Consider the following 20,338-nt stretch of genomic DNA (forward strand, 5'->3'; position numbering starts at 1 on the left):
AAATTCCGGAAAACATGTTTGAATTTTCACAGTACTTAGGCTTCTTACTTTTCTTAACCATCCTTACAATGGGATTTTGGTTAATGTTTTTCTTAGTTGGTTTCATATCCTATTGGGTAGGTGGAGCTTCTTGGGAAGCATACAAAGAGAAAAAAGCAAAACAGAAGCAAGAAGAATTAGGATAATCTAATTATTTCAATAAAAAAGGGACTCCACAAGAGTCCTTTTTTTTATGCTTGTGTTTTTTTTATTGGATAAAAAAAAAGACCCGTTTGCACGAGTCTTATCTTTTTTAACCTTGAAATTCCATTTCGCCTTCGTTCATGTTTTTCTTTGGCTTTTCTCTTTCGTTTTTAGCTTTGTTGAAACGATAGGTAAAAGAAAGTGTAAATTGTCTTTCTCTCCATTGCATTTCTGAGTAAGAACTTACAATTCCGGGTAAATACGTTTCTGAAATCATTTTTCTTGAATTGAAAAGATCACTTATGTTGAATGCAACAGTTCCTTTGTCTTTTAAAACGTCTTTACTGAACGCTAAATTCATTCCAAATACTCCTAATCTTTTTCCTTGGGCATTGGCTTGTGGTCCGTTATAAGACATATTGGTTTGCCAATCAATTTTGGCAGGCAAGGTAATTTTCGATGTCAATCGTGTAGACCAAGAAGTGGCATCATTATCAAAATTCTGAACTACGTTGTTTCCGTTGAAGTCGGTATAAGAAAAATCGCCTCGTGTTTGTACCGCGAAGAAATTAAAATTGCTATTTAATTTCCACCATTTGTATGGAGAATAATTTAACGTAAACTCAAATCCTGTTCGGTATTCTTCTCCTATGTTTATTGGAGAGCTAATAATTAATGGAACGCCATTTACAAACTTTCCAGATTCTCTTCTGGCAAATTGAAAAACATCAGAAGTTTTATTCACATAAAGAGAGGTGTTGAGGGTAATTTTGTCCCATCTTTTGATGTAACCCCAATCAATGGCATCTGTAAAAGAGGGATCTAAATCCGGATTTCCAACAAAAATATTGATATTACTTGAAAGGTTACTAAAAGGATTCAACATTCTTCCTCTAGGCCTTTGAATTCTTCTGCTATAGCTAAGAGAAGTACTGCTCTTGTCTGATAATTCATAAGTAAAAAAGGCACTTGGAAAAAAATTGTTGTATTTTTTGGTATTGAAATCACTAGTTGCTAACTGATTGATGTCAATATTTGAATCTTCAAATCGTAAACCAAAAAGCATAGAAAGCTTCTTTGCTTTGATACCATATTGAGTGTAAAAAGCATTAATTTTTTCTTTGTATTCTAGAGTATTAGTGAAATTAGGGTTTACAACGCCACCGGTTTCAACTCGATAATCTGTAGTTAAATTGGTAAAATCTCCTCGGTAACCTGCTTCAAATTGTTGTCCTTTACCAAGAGGTAAAACATAATCGACTACGAATAAATTTCTTTTTTGATCTTGATTGTTGATGGTGTTGTCTAATCCTATATTAGAATTACCAGAATTGGTATCGGTAATAAAAGCCGTGTTTTTGTCATCATTACTAGAGATCGATACATCAAAACTCAATTTATGTCCTTCTTTTTTGAAATTTTTGATGAAATTTGAAGCAAATTCTAAATTTTCACTATCACTTTTTTCTTTGTTTATTCGATTGCGGGTGTAATCATAAACAAAGTTAGCGTCGTAATAATTTTGAAACACATTATCAGTGTTGTCTCCATTGCTATTTCTGTAGTTGATGCTATTGCTCCAAGAAGTAGATTTATCGATAAACCATTCTATTCCTGCCGTTCCATTATATGCATTGCTAAATCGATCGTTTTCACGATTTTCATAGACATAATTTTTGGCTGAACCATCCTTATTCAGGTATTTTGAATTATTCAAGGCATTTCCAGGATTATTTCGGTTGCTGTAACCTTGCGTAGTAAACAAGTTAAATTTTTCTGTTTTGTAATTCAAAGTTCCGCTTATACCATGGTTATCTGGGTAACCAGTATTGGCTATAAAAGTTCCGTTAAAACCTTGGTTTTTTCCTTTCTTTAAAATGATGTTCAATAAACCACCACCACCTTCAGCATCGTATCTAGCAGAAGGATTGGTTACAACTTCTACTTTTTCGATGGCATCAGCAGGAATTAGTCGTAATGCTTCCGTAATATTAATTGCATTGGAAGGTCTACCATCAATAAGGATTCTTACGTTTTCATTTCCTCTTAAACTTACGTTTCCTTCAGCATCTACTGCTACAGAAGGAATGTTGTCTAAAACATCGCTTACGGTTCCTCCTTTTACCATTAAATCAGAACCTACGTTGTATACTTTTTTATCTAATTTAATTTCTACGGTTGTTTTTTCTGCTCGAACCACCACTTCATTCAATTGTGCGGCATCATCAGTAAGTCCTATAACACCTAATGAAAGATTCTCTGTTATATTCTTTTCTTTAATGGTAGTTGATTTGAAAGAGATAAATTCAATAATGATATCGTATGTTCCTGAGCTTACTTCTATGGTAAACTCACCTTTGTTATTGGTTACACCACCTGCAATCATTTTTGGATTGGCGGTATTTTTTAGCGTAATTGTTGCGTATTCAAGAGGTTGCTTGGAGTTTTTCTCGATTACTTTTCCGGTAACTTTTAGTTTGGCTTTGCCTGGCTGTGCGTAGCCTAATAAACCAAAGCAAAGTAAGAATAGGGTAATGGTAAGGTTTTTCATTGTTTAATTTTTATTTACCCCCTTTAGACTTAAAAAGTAAGAATAGGTTTCATTGCGAAATGATAAAAAAATGTTAAAAAAAGACATACTCTTATTTAAGAAAGTCAATCACTTTGTCTTCCTCACGAGCAATAATTGCTTTTTCGTCAGTGATTAAAATAGGTCTCTCGATTAGTATGGGATGATTAATCATGATAGTAATAAGCTCTTCGTTAGTAAAATTTTGTCCCTTATAATTTTCAATCCAAATTTTTTCCTTCTGACGAATCAGTTCGATGGGCGACAAATTTAATTTTTGGAGTATGATTTTTAATACTTCTGCTGTTGGTGGAGTGGTTAAATAAGAAACGATCTCGAATTCTTTTCCTGTAGATTCAAGTAGTGCAAGACAGCTTCTAGATTTGCCGCAGCGATTGTTGTGAAAAATTTGTAACATGTTTTTGTTTTTTTTTAATTTATATTCTTCTATTTCCCCCTCTATTTTCACTTCTATTATTTGAAGGGTTTTCTCCTCTTGTACTCCTATTATTAGAATCAGTCCTTCTGTTTTCTGTGGCCTGTGGTGCTCTTTCCTCTGTTCTTTCAGGGGTGTATGTTTTCGAATTAGAATCGTTTGAATAATTTGAATTTCTATTTGACGCTGCACCGGAATTAGTACTACTGTTTCTATTTGCTCTATTGTTCTCGTAATAGTTTCTGGTTGCTTCTACACTTATTGGAGTGTTTGTTCTAGAGTAATTTTCTCTGTAGACATTACGGTTTGTTGAAGAATTAGTTAAACGATTATCGGCATATCTTCTGGAAGCTTCAACACTTGTTGCGGTATTGTTCCTGTTACTGCTTGGTTCGTAACGATTTATGTTTCTGTTGCCACTTTCAGCGTCTCTATTATCATTTCTTCGATCTAATTCATAACGATTGACCACTTCACTATTTCTTCTTGAAAACGAATAATTTGGATAATTTTTTTCATAAGCATTGTGACGTCTTGAGGCATAAATTTCAGAAGCTCTGTTGCTATTTCTGTACGAAACATAGTGATAGGAATTGTGTATATTGATACAGTTATTGATGTTGTATCTGTAGCGATACACTGGAAATGGATTCCATGCATAGTAATAGGAAGGATAGTAGTTCCAATTCCAACGGGAGTAATATGGTCGATAATTCCCTATCCAAAAAGAAGCATAAATAGCAGGGGTACGGTAATAAACAGGTTCGTAGATGTAATTTGGACCGTACATAAATACGTCGCCTACTACTTGAACGCTTATATTATTGTAGCGATCTCTTTCTACGTCAATTGTTGCTACGTCTTGAAATAAATCTCTCCCGAGTACAGCTTGAATCACAATAACATGCGTTCTGTTTTCTACAGATTCAATCACACGTAAATAGTCGACTTGGTTGTCATCATTTAAATCTAAGTTAGAAAGTTGGCGTCTAGGATCATTTAATCTTCTTTCAAAATCTTGTAAGTTCGAAGCTTCTCCAAAAACAGAAGCCACTGCTTTCAAGTCTAAATTATCGCTAATTTCTCCATTCTTTGCATAAATGGTGGTTCTATTTTGAGCATTTGAATAGCTAGTTGCTAGCGTAGTAAAAAATGCAAATAAAAGTAATTTAGTTTTCATGGCAGTTAGTTTTTAAGTTCTGAAACCAATAATTCAATTACTGTGCCAAGAAATGTTCTAATAATCTAATGATGTTTAAATATAATTGTATTTTAGCTTGTATAAAATACATCAAAATGGTTAATAAAATTACAATTATCTTGTTCTTTAGTGTGTTATGTGGCTACCTCGGTAATGCTCAGAAAAGTGCAAAAATAGATTCTTTTTTTCAAAAAATTGAAATTGATACTTTGTTTGAAGATAAAATTAGTATACGTTCCTTGACTATTGATAAAGACAAAATTTGGTTTGCAGCCGACCAAAATCGATATGGTTTTTATGATGTAAAAAAAAGAGAAAAGGTTATTCATAAATTGTCAAAGGACAGCTTGAAGTTTGAATGTAGAAGCAGTGCGATTACACCCAACCATTTTTTTGCTTTGACCATTGCTAGTCCAGCTTTGTTGTTTAGGGTTGATAAAAAAAATCTGAATACGGAGTTGGTCTATCAGAATGCAAACGAGAACGTTTTTTTTGATAGTTTACAGTTTTGGAACTCCAAAGAAGGAATTGCCTTAGGCGACCCGATTGATAATTATTTTAGTATTATTATCACTAGAGATGGCGGTAAAACCTGGCAACCCCTAGCCAATAGTGTTTTTTATAAAAACATTGAAGGAGAAGGTGCTTTTGCTGCAAGTAATACCAATATTGTGATTCAAGGAAATCATACTTGGGTTGTTTCTGGTGGTAAAAGTGCCAGAATTTTTCATTCTGCGGACAAAGGAAAATCATGGACAGTTGCTGAAACACCAATTATTCAAGGGCAACAAATGACTGGAATTTTTAGTGCAGCTTTTTATGACCAATCGATTGGTTGTATTGCTGGAGGAAATTACGAATTGCCTAATCAAAATTTTGGCAATAAAGCTATTACCAAAGACGGCGGGAAAACCTGGCAATTAATAGCCGAAAATAGTGGTCCCGGTTACATTTCTTGTGTACAATTTGTTCCCAATAGCAAAGGAAATGGCTTGGTAACCGTTGGTGCTACAGGGATTCATTATTCATCGGATGGAGGTGCTTCTTGGAAGTTAATCAGTTCAGATGCGTCTTTGTATACTTTGCGTTTTATAGATGATGCCACCGCCATTGCCGCGGGCAAAAATAAAATGATTCGCCTCTCTTTAAAAAAATAAGCCTTATAAATTCTATAGAAATGTATAAGGCTTACAACTAAAATCAAATTATTTTTAGTTTCTATTGCGATATTTTTGAAGTAATTTTCTGTCGAAATCTACCTCTGATTTTCTTAGTTTTAGAATTTTTGTTGGAGGTAATATATTTCTTAATGCGGAATTAAACTTTTTTCTAATGGAGTATAGCTCTTCATCCGTACTTTCCATTTGATTTAAAAAAGCCAAAGCTTCTTTATCACTCATATTATCTAAAGAACCTTCGTTTAGTTTCTTGGCATACGTTTTCATTTTTTGATGTCTCAATTCAAATTGTTTGTCATCATAAGTATTGTAAACGGGCCAAAATTTTTCTGCTTCATCAGAAGTTAAGTTGAGTTCGCTAGTTAAAAAGGCTACTTTCATAGCTTTTATTTGGTCTTTCTTTTCTTTTAATCGTTCATTTTGACCATAGATGGTTACTGATAGTAGTAAAAATAAATACGGAAAAAGTCTTTTAATTGTCATGAGTGTCTTGTTTTGTTGTGACGATGGTATTATTCTAAAATAAGTTGTTCTACATTACCTCCTTTGAGTAAATGTTCTTCAATTACCGTTTTGTCGGCTGATGAATCTTCATTTAGAGAAGCTAAATCATCGGCTTCGAGTTCACTTATCAAATCATATTGTGTAATATTGGGTTGATAGGCTAAGTAGTTTTCCATGCTAGTACTGTCTGGTTCCTGAGTGGTTGTAAAAAAACTATTGTATATAGGTAAACTCAACGCTAGAACTAGAACAGCGGCAGCAGCAAAAAGTATTTTTTTTCTCTTTTGATAGAATGAAACTACTCTCGATTCCTCTTTGGGGAGTTCCTGAAGTAGCTTTGCTGAAAAATGGTCAAAATAGTTTTCAGGTACACTAAAACCAGTACGTATTTTAGGTTCGTTATCTAACTTAAATTCTTTCATAATGTGTTTAGACTATTACTGTGTCAAAAGGTTTAATTTTCGGTTACAAAGGCTTCAATTTTTTTTGTAGCATGATGGTATGAGGCTTTTAATCCCCCGACTGAAGTTCCTAAAATTTCTGATATTTCTTCATATTTTAAGTCTTCAAAATATTTCATTTTAAAAATAAGTTGCTGTTTTTCTGGTAAAAGTGCTATGGCTTTATGCAATTTCAACTGGATTTCATCCCCTTCAAAATAAGTGTCTGCTTGAAGGTTTTCAATTGTCTTTTCTTGTAATTCTTGTGAAGACAGATTGTTTTTTTTTGCTTTTTGGCCCAAAAAAGTTAAGGCTTCATTAGTAGCTATGCGATACATCCATGAAAAAAGTTTGCTATCGCCTTTAAAATCTTTTAAATAACGAAAAACTTTAATAAATGTGTTTTGCAAAACATCGTCAGCATCGTCATGATTCAAAACAATGTTTCGAATATGATGATACAATGGCCTTTGGTATTCCTTCAATAATAGTTCGAACGCTTTATTTTGCGTTTTCGGATCTAGTAATTGCTGGATAAATGCTTGTTCTTCTTGCAAGTTTTACACTTTTTTAGGGTTAGAATAGCATTTTGCGAAAAGGTTTAATCTGAATGCTTTTTATTAGAATTCTGCTGGAATTTCCTCTTCAATTGGTTTTGTAATTGGTTCTTTCTTAGGAGTTATAGGACGAATAGTAGGAACAGGAATTACTTTAGGTTGCACAGGGCTGTAGATGTAAGTTATCCATTTAGAAGGTTGTCTTGATTCATTTCTACCTATGGTATATACTTCAAGGTGAGAAAATTTAGTTCCTCTAGGAATTATTTTAGTGTTAAAATAAGTATTCGTTTGATCTAATGCTTTTTGCAGGTGGGTGTAATCTCCTTTAAGTATTGTTTTGACAGCGGGAAATGAAGCGAGTTTACCTGCTTGAAATCCGCTTTCAGAGGTTGGCACAATTTCATTTTTTGTAGGAATGCAGAAAGAAAGTTTAGCTGTTTCTTTTTTGGCATCATAAAAATGATAAATAATAAAGGGCTTACCGTAGATTTCAATACCATTTTCAGTACAATAATCTGTTATATTGGAAAACACAATTTTACTGTTTTTATTGATGTTGGTTACTTTACTGCTAAAGGTTTGACTCAAGTATGGAGTGGCTGTTTTATTGACTTCACCAACCACTTTTACCGAGTAAGTATTTATTTCATAATCCAAAATTTTGTCTAGATTTTTTAGACTTTTTTCATAGATCGAACCTAAATTTCGTTCTACACCTCCTTGTAAAGCAGCCCACATTTTTAATTCAAAGCTTAAGTTTCCTTTGGTTTTCCAAGTTACTTTGGTACCGCCAACAGTATCTTTGAAATGCCAAAAAACCTCAGATTCTGTTCCGTTATTGTTTAGTTTTTGAGTAATACTTTCGTTGATTTTTGTATGTAAAGTTTGGATGTCTCCAGTACCTTCGGCTCCTGTCCAAGAACACGAAGAGCCATTGCCAGAGGTAATTGTTGGATAACTCATTATTAAGTTGTCATTCTCAAGCATCCAACTATTAAAATCAGGCCAGTTTTGATAATCATTTACGTAATTGAAAACGGCTGCTTTTGGGGAATTAATGACTTTACTTCGTTCTAATTGAAATTCACCCTTTTGAGTAGCTACAAAAATAGTAGTAGCCACTATACTTAACAGGAATAAAAGAAAAAGGTATTTTAGGATTTGCATGAGAATTCGTGTATAAACTTTCGTAAAGTTAGAAATTTTATTCAAAAAGTAAGACTACTTCTTAGAATTGAAGCCTACTTTATGATAATAAGTTTAGCGATCTTGAAAGAATAGGAGTTTTAATGCTTAAGATAAATCTTAATTAAGAATAAAAGCCCAATAAAAAGAAGGAATCCTAATAGAATCTTATAATTTCCCTTATAAAAAACACGATGCAAATTGGCATCTTTTCGGTAAGCAATTATCATTGCAAATATAAAGGCGATGGCAAAACATGCGCCAAAAATTAGTTGTCCTTGACTAAACATAGTGGTAATTTTTTTTACAAATTTAAGTAATTGATTAGGAATTATTGCTAATTTGCTCTTTCAATTAATTTATCGAAATTATGCAAAAACAAATCAAATCAGTAAAGGAGTTTCATACTGCTTTTGCTATTGGTCATAAAGAAGAACCCCACGCTAATCTTGGGGAAGCAAAACATTTACTTCGTTTTAATTTGATGAAAGAAGAAAATGAAGAATATCTAGAAGCTGCCAATAACAATGATATTGTTGAAATCGCAGATGCTTTGGGCGATATGATGTATATTTTATGCGGAACCATTATCGAACATGGATTGCAAGATCATATCGAAGCTGTTTTTGATGAAATACAAAGAAGCAATATGAGTAAATTGGGCGAAGATGGAAAGCCAATTTATCGTGAAGATGGAAAAGTCATGAAAGGCCCCAATTATTTTAAACCTGATTTTTCTAAAATCCTAAAGGTGGTAGGGGATTCAAAATAACATAAAAGGCGATTTTCATTGTGAAAATCGCCTTTTGAAATTTATATAAACACTAATTAGATTTTTACAGTCCAACCAAATGGATCCGCTTCTAATTTGTGTTGCATGTTTGTTAATTTGCTTTTTAGTTGTTCTGCGTAAGAATTCTCTATTTTAGGCAATTCATAATAATCTTCTTTGTATGAATAGCCAACAATTGGATTTACCACTGCAGCAGTTCCTGCACCAAAAATTTCTTTTAAAGTTCCGTTTTTAGAAGCTTCTACTAATTCGCTTACCAAAACGGGGCGCACTTCTACATTGATGCCTTGTTTTTGGGCTAATTCAATTAAGCTTTTTCTAGTAATTCCATCCAAAATTCGCTCGCTCACTGGAGCAGTTAACAAAGTATCGTTGATTCTGAAGAATACGTTCATAGTTCCAGCTTCTTCTAATTTGGTATGGGTAGCGTCATCGGTCCAAATTACTTGCTGGAAGCCTTCTTTGTTGGCCAAATTTGTTGGATAAAATTGCGCAGCGTAGTTACCAGCAGCTTTTGCAGCTCCAATTCCTCCATTAGCGGCTCTACTATAATGTTCGGCAATTAATACCTTTACTTCACCAGAATAGTAGGCTTTTGCAGGAGAAAGTATAATCATAAATTTATATTCGCTTGATGGATTGGCTACTACACCTTCTCCTGTGGCAATCATAAAAGGACGGATGTACATCGTATTTCCTAAACCTTTTTTTACCCATGCTTCATCGATTTTCAAAAGTTCGTTAAGTCCATTCATAAAAACTTCTTCCGGAACTTCGGGCATTGCCATTCTTACGGCCGATGCATTAAATCTTTTGTAATTTTCATCTGGTCTAAAAAGCCATAGATCATTATTGTCGTCTTTATATGCTTTCATTCCTTCAAAAATTGCTTGTCCGTAATGAAAAACTTTGGCCGATGGATCCAATAAAAAAGGTTGGTAAGGTTTAATGACCGGTTGTTGCCAAGCGCCATTTTTAAAATCGCACTCAAATAAATGATCCGTAAAAACGGCTCCAAAACTTAAATTATCAAAATCTACTTCGTTTATCTTAGAAGTAGCGGCCTTTGTGATGTCAATTGTGGTGGTTTGAGAAATACTCATGATTATTTATTAATAGTTTAGATTCAATAATCAAAATCAATAAAAAATTGATTTTTCTGATTTGATTTTATTTTTTTACAAAATTAAATAAAAAAGCCTAAAAACGATGCGAAAATTGTAGGATATATTTCGTTTGACTGAGATTTGTGTATTTTCTAAAAATCAGAATTATTTACTGTGATTTTATATGAAATATATAATAAATACTTGCGTTTTTGTCCGTTAAAGAACCTAACTATTGATAAATTTTGTGTAAAATAAAATTACAAATTCACAAATACACCTGAATTTGTTTTCAAATCAGCAATCGTACTATCTTTACACCGTTGAACACGCATCGCAACAGACGAAAATATAGTTCAAAAACAATTTTTATTAAAATGAAAAGAAGAATTATTCAAACTTCAGATGGCTCTACTACAATTCAAATTGAAGATTGGGATGAATGTTATCATTCAAAACACGGAGCTATTCAGGAAGCAAAACATGTTTTTATTAAAAACGGATTGGCTTTGTTTCCCAATCAGAAGGTTTCGATTCTAGAAATTGGTTTTGGTACAGGGCTTAATGCTTTTATTACTTTTTTGGAGGCTAAAAAGCAAAATCAAAGTATAAATTATGTTGGAGCAGAGGCGTATCCAATCTCTGTAGCTGAACTTCAAGGAATGAATTATGTAAAGGAATTGGATGCTTTGGAATATGAAGCTGTTTTTGAAAAAATGCATCGAGGTGAATGGGAACAATCTAATATAATCGATGAAGATTTTTGTTTAACAAAGCGACAACAATTTTTTGAAGCTATTGATGATGTTGAACAGTATGATTTGATTTATTTTGATGCTTTTGGTTATAGAGTTCAACCTGATTTATGGAGTACCGCAATTTTTCAAAAAATGTTTACCGCACTCAAAAACAAGGGTGTTTTAGTGACTTATGCCGCACGAGGTGTAGTCAAAAGAAGCATGATTGAAGTTGGTTTTAAAGTTGAAAAATTAGCAGGACCACCAGGGAAAAGGGAAATGTTTCGTGCAACTAAGCTCATCCCTTGAAAACACTACGAAAACGTTTTTTCGTTAGAAAAATCTGAACAAAAAAAGAATAAATCTAAGTTAATTATGTAAAAGGTAAAAAAAATAGATTAAATTTACTTCAAGATAATCCCAAAAATCTTATTGAATTATGTCAAAAATAATGTTTGATTATACTAAATCAGTGTTAGAAAGAGTAAGTTTTGATCCCGTTCTTTTTTGTAAAGAATTAGAAAAAGCCATACGAACCTTATTACCTTATGAATTGGAACAACTTAAAGAATGGTTATTTGATTTTACTTATGAAAAGCCAGAATTAAAACAATGTCTTGTTATAGTAAATAGATAAAAAAGAGAGGCTGTCCGAAAAGGATAGCCTTTTTTATGCAATAAATTTCAGAAATTGATTTTGCGTTGGTTGATTTATGAAAAAGTATTATGTTGCGGTTTTAAAAAGGTAAATTTCGACTTCTATTGGGTGTTTACCTCGATGATCGAGTCCTTTTTTACTACTAAGGAGCTCTTTTGCTTTGGCTCTTAATTGGTTCAGACGGTGGTTTACTTCTATTGTTTTGTTTCTTTTGGCTTGATGACACAAACTTCTAAGTGGATATCTATTGTTTCTTGTTGCTTAGTTGTAAGATACTTGCGATACGTATTCATTGGCCGGTGTCCGTTTTCCACGGCCAATGTTTTCCATTCTTTGTACTATTGGACACACATAAAAATCTTGCTGTATATTGTAGAACAAATTTTGGGTAAGAAACAGGTTGGTCTTCATTTTTTTCTTCTGCTTTAGATTAAAAATAGCAAAAAAAGAGGCTGTCCTTACTTTTTGGACAGCCTCTTTTTTACAACTGAATCAGAAATTATTTTCCATTCAATGACCAGTCATAAGCACGGGTCATTACTTTGTAGGTAGTTTCTATTCTTTTCTCTAAAAAGATATTGATGAAGTCAATTTCGTTAAAATAACCGGTTACAAAATCACCTTTGTAGGTTTCGAACATTTTAGGTAATTCAATAGAATTGGTGTTCTTGAAAATTCTGTAAAAATCTTTGTCGTTAATGTACAACTTAGCACGTTGTTTTATTTGGTCGTTCACTTGTTCTGGAGTATAGGCAGCATTCAAAAGGGGAGCATCTCCGTTCGTTCCTTTGCATAGCACAAAATGAATACCAGCATCTGCAATGATTTCTCTTAGAATAGTGTTCTCAATGTCGTCAAGAGTCAATTCTTGTTTGGCTACAATAAACGTTCTTTCGTTAAAAAAACCAGGGATGGTATTTACAGATACAATAGGAAGTTTTTCAACCACTGCTTTAATTACTAATAAGTTGTAAGCATTAATCCAAAAAGCTTTAGCTTCTTCTTTGGTTTTAAATTCTGTTTTTAACTTTGAAATATTGTCTAAAATATAAATTAATTCTCCGGGACTTTTCTTTAATTGAGCGTAGTTTACTTTTCCTTCTGATGAAACAATCTTCTTTAAAAATTCGTTGGTTTGTTCAAAGAAATCATTCAAAGTTTGAGCTTGAGAAAAAGAAGTAATGATAAAAAATGATACAAGGAGTAAAGTTTTCTTCATATAAAAAGTGTTTCTTGGGGTTAAGTTGTAATATCTTACGGGAATAAATGGGCAAATAAACTAATTTTTTTTGAACAAATTATGATTAATTTAAGGTTATATCTTTTATTAAAATACAAAGCCATTTTTCATCACAAGAAGATATGTTTGTGATTTCTTTTTTTTGTTGCGGTATTGCTTTTAATTTCTAAAAATCATTGTTTTTTGTGAGGTTTTTATGTTTTTTTAGTGTCAAATATTGAATTGGTTTTTTAGATTCTTTTGTTATTTTTTTTCTTTAACGAAATCGATTTCATTTATTTTGTATGCATGCATAATATGTCGTTTTCTTTTGCTATTTTTGATTCCAATAAAATCTATAGTATGGAAAAACAGTCTTTACAATCACTTTTGCAAATCACTCATCCAGTGATTATGGCTCCTATGTTTTTAGTTTCTAATACTAAAATGGTAATAGAAGGAATGAAGAGTGGAATTGCAGCTTGCATTCCAGCATTGAATTATCGTACGCTCGAGGAGTTGCGAACTTCTATTGTTGAATTGAAGCAAGCTAAAGTTTCAGGTGGAAGTTTTGGATACAATTTGATTGTCAATAAATCGAATGTAAAGTACAAAGAACAACTGCGTGTTTTGTGTGAAGAAGGTGTAGATTTTATCATAACTTCCTTGGGTTCACCTGAGGAAACAATTGCTGAAGCTCACAAAGTTGGCATCAAGGTTTTTTGTGATGTTACGGATTTGGCTTTTGCAAAAAAAGTTGAAAGTTTGGGTGCCGATGCCATTATTGCTGTAAACAATCAAGCGGGCGGACACCGTGGAAATATAGACCCAGAAACCTTAATAAAATTATTGAATGAACAAACAAGCTTACCTGTAATTTCTGCTGGTGGAGTAGGAAGCAAAACCGATTTGGATAAAATGCTTGGCTATGGTGCAGTTGGTGTTTCGGTCGGAAGTCCTTTTATCGCTTCGGATGAAGCAGGGGTTTCTAAGGAATACAAACAAGCTTGCGTGGACTATGGTGCCAAAGATATCATTATGACAGAACGCATTTCAGGTACTCCGTGCACAGTAATCAATACACCTTATGTACAAAAAGTAGGTACAAAACAAACTTGGCTGGAAACACTTTTGAATAAAAATAAGAGTTTGAAAAAATGGGTCAAAATGATTCGTTTTTATATTGGAATGAAAGCTACTGAAAAAGCAGCGACTCAAGTAACTTACAAAACCGTTTGGGTTGCTGGGCCTAGTATAGAAGATACTACCGCTATTTTACCAGTGCAACAGATTGTTCAAAAGTTGGTTGGTTAGTATGTACGAAAAGATTTATTTGGTGTTAAACCGATTTGTTGAGAAATCGACCTTGTTTAAGGTATTGTTCAATTGGTCTCCGATGTACAGAAGAAGTTGTGGAAAAATCACTTATGTTTCAAAAGATTTGCATACGGTTCGCATCAAGATTCCTTTGAGTTATAAAAACAAGAATTATGTAGGTTCCATTTTTGGCGGAAGCTTGTTCGCTGCAACCGATCCAATTTATATGATTCAACTCATGCAAATTTTAGGAAAAGACTATGTGGTTTGGGACAAAGCCTCTGTAATCCGATTTCGAAAACCAGCTTTTAGTGTGGCTTATGCTGATTTTCATTTTACTAGCGATGAAATCGCCGAAATTCAACAAAGAGTTGCCGAAGAAAATGAGGTAAACTACGTCAAACAACTGATGATTACCAATGCCAATCAAGAGGTATTGACAGAATTAGAGAAAACTATTTTTATCACCAGCAAAGCGCATTACAAGCAAAAACTACAAAAAAAGAAATCCGCAGCCGCTTAATAGTAAAGCTTAAAATCCAAAAGCTGACACAAAGCGTATTGTTTTTTAAATAATCTTTCGACGACATCGGTGATGTCGTCTTCTTTTTGGCACAATTCAAAAAAAGTTTTGTCGAGCAAATGACTACTTATTTGCGTCGAGGCTAAACCGTAGCCCGAAACCGCTCTGGCTCCTGTAATATCCAAAAAGTATTGGGCTTCTTCTTCCTCTAAGTCTAGTACTTTTGCATTGGCAAAGTGAATGATTTTACCTTTCATTTTGCCTTCAAATACTTCCGCAATTTCTTCCAAACTATAAAAATAATCGTTTAAGCAAATGGTATTGGCTTCTCCAGGCATTACCAAATAAATAATTTCATAGGCTTGAAAATTATTATCGTCATAAAGCAAGGTACTCAGACTTTCTTCAAGACCTTCAATCGTGTCACAAGTTTTGTAAATACTCGTTAAACCTTGTTCGAAAGCCATTTTTTCAAGATTTTTAATCACTGGTGTTTGTTGCTCAATTGCTGTATCAGGAACTCCTTCGAGGCAGAAAATAAACTTTTTTTGGTGCATAACAGATCATCTAAATGTCATGCAAAAATATTATTTCTTTTTTTTAGATTCAGATTTTCGTGGACAATTTTTCTTATGTGCAAAGGGTGTTTTTTACCGAAAAAATCCGTCAGGATCAAGTAACGGATTGGTTTAAAGGTATCAAGCGGATTTATAAAACATTCAATTCTTGCATGCATTCCTTCATGCTTTGGTAAGTTCTCTCGATGTTGTTGTCAAGTCCGATAGAAAAACGAATCAAGCCATCGGTTAGTCCCATTTCGGCTTGCTCTTCTAATGGAATTTCGCTTGATGTTGAGGTGCCTGGCGCACTAAATAAAGTTTTATAAAAACCTAAACTCACTGCCAAATAGCCAAGATTACGTTCTTGCATCAACTCCATCAAAGCATTAGCAGCCGCTAAATTTCCAAGATCAATGGTCATCATTCCGCCAAAACCATATTCAGGATTAATCATATTTTTGTACAGTTGATGACTCGGGTGACTCGCTAAACCAGGGTAAACCGTTTTTAAACCATCTTTTTCAAATCGTTCAGCCAAATATTGTGCGTTATAGCTGTGTTGCTTCATTCTGATATGAAGCGTACGCAGGTTTTTCATCACGCTAGCCGAGCGAAGACTGTCCATTGTAGGTCCCAAAAGCATACTTGCGCCTGTGTTTACATTTTTCAAACTATTGATAAATTCGCGACTAGCACAAGTTACACCACCAACCGTATCGCTACTTCCATTAATGTATTTGGTCAAACTATGAATCACAATATCTGCTCCCAAACGGGCAGGAGAAACTGAAAGTGGCGAAAAAGTATTGTCCACCACCAATGTTAAGTTGTGTTTTTTGGCGATTGCAGACAATCCAGCAATATCGGCTACTTCTAGCAACGGGTTACTTACCGTTTCGCAATACAACACTTTGGTTTTTGGCGTAATCGCTGCTTCAACTACCTCCAATTTTGTGATGTCCACAAAGGTCGTTTCAATGCCTAAACGCGGCGTAAAGTTTTTGAGAAAAGCATACGTACCGCCATAAATCGTGCGGCTGGATACAATATGGTCGCCTGCGCCACATAATTGTAGAAGAGTAGGCGTAATCGCTCCCATTCCCGAAGCCGAAACATTGGCAGCTTCCGTACCTTCCATTGCAGCTAGTGCTTGGTCCAAATACAAGTTACTAGGCGAGGAGTGACGCGAATACAAATAACAACCTTCCATATTTCCTTCAAAGGTGTCAAACATGGTTTTGGCTGACAAAAAGGTATAAGTAGAGGAGTCAGAAATCGAAGGATTTACGCCCCCAAATTCCCCAAAATACTGTAAATCCTGAATATTATCGGCTGGATTAAAATCGTTATTTTTCATAGTCTATATTTTGATTAGTTATTATTTTCATTAGGAGCTCATCCCGCTATGCGCTATATCTTTGCCTTTTTAAAGGAAAAAGGCAAAGGATGCCGCTACTATTCTACCGTCTGGACACATCTTTTGATAGGCCACAGATGACACGGATTGAACGGATTTAAACCAATAAATTTGTTGTCTTTTAAAAAAAATGTGTAGAAAAAACATAAGTTTTATAAATAATATTTTAAAATACAACCAAAAATCAGTGATAATCTGCCTAATCTGCGTGCCATTTTAACATAAAAATATTTGTGTCCAGACGGTAGGCTACTATCGGGGCTAGGTTTTTTGTTAAGAACCACACCAAAATAAAGAATAGGTAGATTATTAATCAATAGTGAGTGTAAATTATAGTTTTTTAATCTAAATAATAGTTTATATAAAGATTATATTTCTATTTTTGTGTTTCAAATCCTGCGTTAATAGATTTTTTTTCACATCAAAAACAACCCAAAAAAACCTAAAATCTAAATCGAAAATTCCAAATTCCAAATTCCAAAACCTTAAACTTTTAAACCCACAACCCATACCCTAAAACTTTTAAACCTTAAACCTTTAAACTCTTAAACAACAACCCCTCAACCCTTAAAAAAGCTATGACCTTAGACACAATTGATAAAAAACTTTTGGTTTTACTCCAAACCGATAGTAAAAAAACTACCAAAGAATTGTCATTAAAACTTAATCTTTCGGTAACGGCGGTTTATGAGCGCATCAAGAAATTAGAGAGGGAAGGCATCATTAGTAAGTATGTTGCCCTAGTAGATAAATCCAAAATAGAAAAAGGCTTTGTTGTTTTTTGTCATTTGAAATTGGTACAGCACACCAAGGAATTCCTCACCCGATTCGAAAACGAAGTGGTGCAATTGCAAGAGGTCCTAGAATGCCATCACGTGAGTGGCGATTATGATTACATCCTCAAAGTTTTAGTAAAAGATATGGAAGCTTATCGCGAGTTTTTGGTAACCAAACTCACCACGCTTCAACACATTGGTAGTACACAAAGCACCTTTATGATTAGCGAAGTAAAAAACACCACGGTTATTGGTTTTTGATTCGCTTTTGTATTTGAAAAAAAATTATATTTGAGGGTAAAATTAATGCAATGAAAACTAAAGAGCTGCGATACAAACTCATCGAAGATTTTGGTAAAATTATTCAAGATGACACTAAATTAGAGGTTTTAGACCTTTTCTTTGTAGCCCTGTCTAATGAGGAGTCGGATTCAATTGTACCAGATGACCATTATAATTTGATCGCAGAGGAAAGTGAAAAGTATGTTTTAGGTTCAATTTCTTCTGACTCTTGGGAGGATATTGAAAAAAGATTGAAACTTAAATATGGTTTTTAAAGTTCTCCTTCTTCCTCTGGCTGAAAAAGAAATTAATGAGTCTATTGATTTTTATGAGAGTAAACGTAAGGGATTATGAAAGGAATTTTTAATTCATTTGACAAGTTACATCAAAATATTAAAAGTATATCCTCATAGCTGTGCCATCAAGAAGCTATCGCACTATAGAGAATTACCATTAAAAAAGTTTCCATTTGTAATTATATTTGAAATAAGTCAAAATGAAGTTATTGTTCATTCTGTATTTCATACCTCAAGAAATTCACACAAAAAACCTTAAAAATTAACGTTTAAACAAAACTTTATTCCTTAATTTTGACGCACAAAAAAATAAATCAACACACTATGAGTTCATTTGACGTAGTCATTATAGGTTCTGGTCCTGGAGGATATGTGTCAGCAATTCGTTGCGCACAATTAGGTTTCAAAACCGCAATTATCGAGAAATACTCCACGCTTGGAGGAACCTGTTTAAATGTAGGATGTATTCCATCCAAAGCACTTTTAGCTTCTTCACATCATTATGATGAAATTAAACATTTTGCCGATCACGGAATTGAACTTTCTGGTGAGGTTAAAGTGAATTTAGAGAAAATGATTGCTCGCAAACAAGCAGTTGTGGATCAAACTTCTGGAGGTGTTCAGTTTTTGATGGATAAAAATAAAATCACAGTTTTTAATGGTTTGGGTTCATTTGTAGACGCGACTCACGTTGCTGTTGCCAAAGCAGACGGAACTTCTGAAACTATTGAAGCCAAAAATATCATCATCGCAACAGGTTCTAAACCTTCTTCTTTGCCTTTTATCTCAATCGATAAAGAAAGAATTATTACTTCAACCGAAGCTTTAAAATTAAAAGAAGTTCCTAAGCACCTTGTAATTATTGGTGGAGGTGTAATTGGAATTGAATTAGGGCAAGTGTATTTACGTCTTGGTGCGCAAGTATCTGTTGTTGAATTTATGGACAGAATCATTCCAGGAATGGATGCTTCATTGTCTAAAGAATTGACAAAAGTCCTTAAAAAACAAGGAATGAAGTTCTATACTTCTCACAAAGTACAATCGGTAGAAAGAGCTGGTGATGTAGTAACCGTGAAAGCTGAAAATGCTAAAGGTGAAATCATCACTTTAGAAGGAGATTACTCTTTGGTTTCTGTTGGTCGTCGTCCTTATACTGACGGATTGAATGCAGATAAAGCGGGTGTAAAAATCTCTGACAGAGGTCAAATCGAAGTGAATGACCATTTGCAAACATCGACTCCAAACATCTACGCTATTGGTGATGTGGTGCGTGGCGCGATGTTGGCTCACAAAGCTGAGGAAGAAGGTACAATGGTAGCGGAAATCTTAGCAGGTCAAAAACCACATATCGATTATAATTTAATTCCTGGTGTTGTCTACACTTGGCCAGAAGTTGCTGCTGTTGGACAAACAGAAGAACAATTAAAAGCAGCAGGAGTAGCCTACAAAGTAGGTAATTTCCCTTTCAAAGCTTTGGGTCGTGCACGTGCTAGTGCAGATTTAGATGGTTTTGTAAAAATCCTTGCTGATTCGAAAACGGACGAAGTTCTTGGTGTTCATATGATTGGAGCTAGAACAGCCGATTTGATTGCAGAAGCAGTGACTGCTATGGAATTTAAAGCTTCAGCCGAAGATATTTCTAGAATGTCACACGCGCATCCTACTTTTGCGGAAGCGATTAAGGAAGCGGCTTTGGCTGCCACTGATAATAGAGCGTTGCACGTATAAGAATGTAATTTTCAAAAATAAGAAACCCGTCTCGTGAAAATGAGACGGGTTTTGTTTTTTAAATCAAGGAGTAAATACACTTTTGTAATTGTCCCAATAGCGATAAATCAAAAATAAATTCCCCAAGAATAAAGCGCCAGCAATCGGGATGCCCTCGGGAGCTAAAAAGATATTGATGAACAAAATGTTTATCGTGATAGGAAGAATCAAAATATTGGCTAACGTCACAAAACGATTGCTCACAAAAGCTAATCCGCAAAGGAGTTCAATTCCCTTGGCTAGAGGCATAAGATAGGTTGCAGCTACCAATCCTACATTGAACGCTTTAAAATTTCCTGTAGTTTCAGGCTCTGGCATTAAGTGAAAAAAATAACTGATGGAGGCGAACAATAATAGCAGTCCAATCAAAATCCGAATAATAGTAGTGGCTATTTTCATATATGTAAAATTTATTTGTTAGCGGTCATATATGGTATCGCTTTTTCTTATCGGTGTTTGTTTGCAACAAACCTTTTGTTACTGGCGATTTCATATTTACAATACATTTTAGGGGTTACTTTTTTTGAAATCAACAACGAATCATTTCTTGGTTGGGTACTACTTTTAAAACTATATTTTTAGGAAATGTTTAATTGTCTATCAAATTTAAGTAAAATATTGATAAATAGTG

The 20,338-nt window shown here is 34.0% G+C and carries 24 protein-coding genes; 10 read left to right on the forward strand and 14 right to left on the reverse strand.

The features are described 5' to 3' along the window. The first annotated feature begins 14 nt into the window (after positions 1 to 14). On the forward strand, positions 15 to 185 hold the full coding sequence (locus O9307_RS05435) for a hypothetical protein (RefSeq protein ID WP_197488940.1): 171 nt from the start codon (positions 15 to 17) through the stop codon (positions 183 to 185). A gap of 107 nt (positions 186 to 292) precedes the next feature. On the opposite strand, the gene O9307_RS05440 is transcribed toward O9307_RS05435, so the two are convergent. The 3 genes from O9307_RS05440 to O9307_RS05450 form a co-directional block, all read right to left on the reverse strand. Continuing rightward, positions 293 to 2,734 (reverse strand): TonB-dependent receptor, encoded by a 2,442-nt coding sequence (locus O9307_RS05440; protein WP_298296106.1) that lies wholly within the window; start codon positions 2,732 to 2,734, stop codon positions 293 to 295. Positions 2,735 to 2,825: 91 nt separating this feature from the next. Then, positions 2,826 to 3,170 (reverse strand): arsenate reductase (glutaredoxin), encoded by a 345-nt coding sequence (gene arsC, locus O9307_RS05445; protein ID WP_298296108.1) that lies wholly within the window; start codon positions 3,168 to 3,170, stop codon positions 2,826 to 2,828. A gap of 19 nt (positions 3,171 to 3,189) precedes the next feature. Beyond that, on the reverse strand, positions 3,190 to 4,368 hold the full coding sequence (locus O9307_RS05450; protein ID WP_298296110.1) for a hypothetical protein: 1,179 nt from the start codon (positions 4,366 to 4,368) through the stop codon (positions 3,190 to 3,192). A gap of 116 nt (positions 4,369 to 4,484) precedes the next feature. Here O9307_RS05450 and O9307_RS05455 point away from each other — a divergent pair, with 116 nt between their 5' ends. After that, entirely contained in the window at positions 4,485 to 5,546 is a 1,062-nt protein-coding gene (locus O9307_RS05455) for an oxidoreductase (RefSeq protein WP_298296112.1), read from the forward strand. Between the two features lie 54 nt (positions 5,547 to 5,600). On the opposite strand, the gene O9307_RS05460 is transcribed toward O9307_RS05455, so the two are convergent. From O9307_RS05460 to O9307_RS05480, 5 genes are all read right to left on the reverse strand, one after another. Continuing rightward, complete coding sequence (locus O9307_RS05460; protein ID WP_298296114.1) at positions 5,601 to 6,050, reverse strand: sensor of ECF-type sigma factor; 450 nt, start codon at positions 6,048 to 6,050, stop codon at positions 5,601 to 5,603. A 29-nt stretch (positions 6,051 to 6,079) separates the two neighbouring features. Next, on the reverse strand, positions 6,080 to 6,493 hold the full coding sequence (locus tag O9307_RS05465; RefSeq protein WP_298296116.1) for a hypothetical protein: 414 nt from the start codon (positions 6,491 to 6,493) through the stop codon (positions 6,080 to 6,082). A 32-nt stretch (positions 6,494 to 6,525) separates the two neighbouring features. Next, entirely contained in the window at positions 6,526 to 7,068 is a 543-nt protein-coding gene (locus O9307_RS05470) for a sigma-70 family RNA polymerase sigma factor (RefSeq protein WP_298296118.1), read from the reverse strand. Between the two features lie 63 nt (positions 7,069 to 7,131). Further along, entirely contained in the window at positions 7,132 to 8,238 is a 1,107-nt protein-coding gene (locus O9307_RS05475; protein WP_298296120.1) for an SRPBCC family protein, read from the reverse strand. Positions 8,239 to 8,357: 119 nt separating this feature from the next. Further along, positions 8,358 to 8,546: a hypothetical protein gene (locus O9307_RS05480; RefSeq protein ID WP_064715012.1), complete on the reverse strand. Its 189-nt coding sequence runs from the start codon at positions 8,544 to 8,546 to the stop codon at positions 8,358 to 8,360. 80 nt (positions 8,547 to 8,626) lie between these two features. Between O9307_RS05480 and O9307_RS05485 the strand changes: the two genes are divergently transcribed. Beyond that, on the forward strand, positions 8,627 to 9,028 hold the full coding sequence (locus O9307_RS05485; protein WP_298296123.1) for a nucleoside triphosphate pyrophosphohydrolase family protein: 402 nt from the start codon (positions 8,627 to 8,629) through the stop codon (positions 9,026 to 9,028). Between the two features lie 56 nt (positions 9,029 to 9,084). Here the strand turns inward: O9307_RS05485 and O9307_RS05490 are convergent, their stop codons facing one another. After that, positions 9,085 to 10,152, reverse strand: coding sequence for a branched-chain amino acid aminotransferase (locus tag O9307_RS05490; RefSeq protein WP_298296125.1), 1,068 nt, complete (start codon positions 10,150 to 10,152; stop codon positions 9,085 to 9,087). A 380-nt stretch (positions 10,153 to 10,532) separates the two neighbouring features. Between O9307_RS05490 and mnmD the strand changes: the two genes are divergently transcribed. Beyond that, positions 10,533 to 11,201, forward strand: a complete 669-nt coding sequence (gene mnmD, locus O9307_RS05495; protein WP_298296127.1) for a tRNA (5-methylaminomethyl-2-thiouridine)(34)-methyltransferase MnmD — start codon at positions 10,533 to 10,535, stop codon at positions 11,199 to 11,201. Between the two features lie 130 nt (positions 11,202 to 11,331). Beyond that, a complete protein-coding gene (locus tag O9307_RS05500) occupies positions 11,332 to 11,529 on the forward strand; it encodes a hypothetical protein (protein ID WP_298296129.1) in 198 nt (65 codons plus the stop codon). A gap of 87 nt (positions 11,530 to 11,616) precedes the next feature. Here the strand turns inward: O9307_RS05500 and O9307_RS14715 are convergent, their stop codons facing one another. Both O9307_RS14715 and O9307_RS05505 read right to left on the reverse strand, forming a co-directional pair. After that, the gene (locus O9307_RS14715; RefSeq protein WP_366100092.1) at positions 11,617 to 11,778 is read right to left on the reverse strand and encodes a hypothetical protein; all 162 of its coding nucleotides are present in this window, start codon (positions 11,776 to 11,778) and stop codon (positions 11,617 to 11,619) included. Between the two features lie 271 nt (positions 11,779 to 12,049). Then, positions 12,050 to 12,769, reverse strand: a complete 720-nt coding sequence (locus O9307_RS05505; protein WP_298296131.1) for a DUF547 domain-containing protein — start codon at positions 12,767 to 12,769, stop codon at positions 12,050 to 12,052. A gap of 363 nt (positions 12,770 to 13,132) precedes the next feature. Between O9307_RS05505 and O9307_RS05510 the strand changes: the two genes are divergently transcribed. After that, positions 13,133 to 14,083 (forward strand): nitronate monooxygenase, encoded by a 951-nt coding sequence (locus O9307_RS05510; RefSeq protein ID WP_298296132.1) that lies wholly within the window; start codon positions 13,133 to 13,135, stop codon positions 14,081 to 14,083. Between the two features lies 1 nt (position 14,084). Next, positions 14,085 to 14,609: a DUF4442 domain-containing protein gene (locus tag O9307_RS05515; protein ID WP_298296134.1), complete on the forward strand. Its 525-nt coding sequence runs from the start codon at positions 14,085 to 14,087 to the stop codon at positions 14,607 to 14,609. Here O9307_RS05515 and O9307_RS05520 read toward each other — a convergent pair. Continuing rightward, positions 14,606 to 15,166, reverse strand: coding sequence for a DUF6642 family protein (locus tag O9307_RS05520; RefSeq protein WP_298296136.1), 561 nt, complete (start codon positions 15,164 to 15,166; stop codon positions 14,606 to 14,608). The two genes, O9307_RS05515 and O9307_RS05520, sit on opposite strands and share 4 nt — an antisense overlap. Positions 15,167 to 15,317: 151 nt before the next feature. Further along, a complete protein-coding gene (locus O9307_RS05525) occupies positions 15,318 to 16,526 on the reverse strand; it encodes an aminotransferase class I/II-fold pyridoxal phosphate-dependent enzyme (protein ID WP_298296138.1) in 1,209 nt (402 codons plus the stop codon). Between the two features lie 638 nt (positions 16,527 to 17,164). On the opposite strand from O9307_RS05525, the gene O9307_RS05530 reads away from it, so the two are divergent. The 3 genes from O9307_RS05530 (at position 17,165) to lpdA (ending at position 19,668) form a co-directional block, all read left to right on the forward strand. Continuing rightward, positions 17,165 to 17,623 (forward strand): Lrp/AsnC family transcriptional regulator, encoded by a 459-nt coding sequence (locus tag O9307_RS05530; protein ID WP_298296140.1) that lies wholly within the window; start codon positions 17,165 to 17,167, stop codon positions 17,621 to 17,623. 50 nt (positions 17,624 to 17,673) lie between these two features. Next, positions 17,674 to 17,919 (forward strand): hypothetical protein, encoded by a 246-nt coding sequence (locus O9307_RS05535; RefSeq protein ID WP_298296142.1) that lies wholly within the window; start codon positions 17,674 to 17,676, stop codon positions 17,917 to 17,919. A gap of 345 nt (positions 17,920 to 18,264) precedes the next feature. Next, positions 18,265 to 19,668, forward strand: a complete 1,404-nt coding sequence (lpdA, locus tag O9307_RS05540; protein WP_298296144.1) for a dihydrolipoyl dehydrogenase — start codon at positions 18,265 to 18,267, stop codon at positions 19,666 to 19,668. Between the two features lie 63 nt (positions 19,669 to 19,731). On the opposite strand, the gene O9307_RS05545 is transcribed toward lpdA, so the two are convergent. Further along, a complete protein-coding gene (locus O9307_RS05545) occupies positions 19,732 to 20,106 on the reverse strand; it encodes a DoxX family membrane protein (RefSeq protein ID WP_298296146.1) in 375 nt (124 codons plus the stop codon). Between the last annotated feature and the right edge of the window lie 232 nt (positions 20,107 to 20,338).

This window comes from Flavobacterium sp. (assembly GCF_027531905.1).
Taxonomy (GTDB): domain Bacteria; phylum Bacteroidota; class Bacteroidia; order Flavobacteriales; family Flavobacteriaceae; genus Flavobacterium.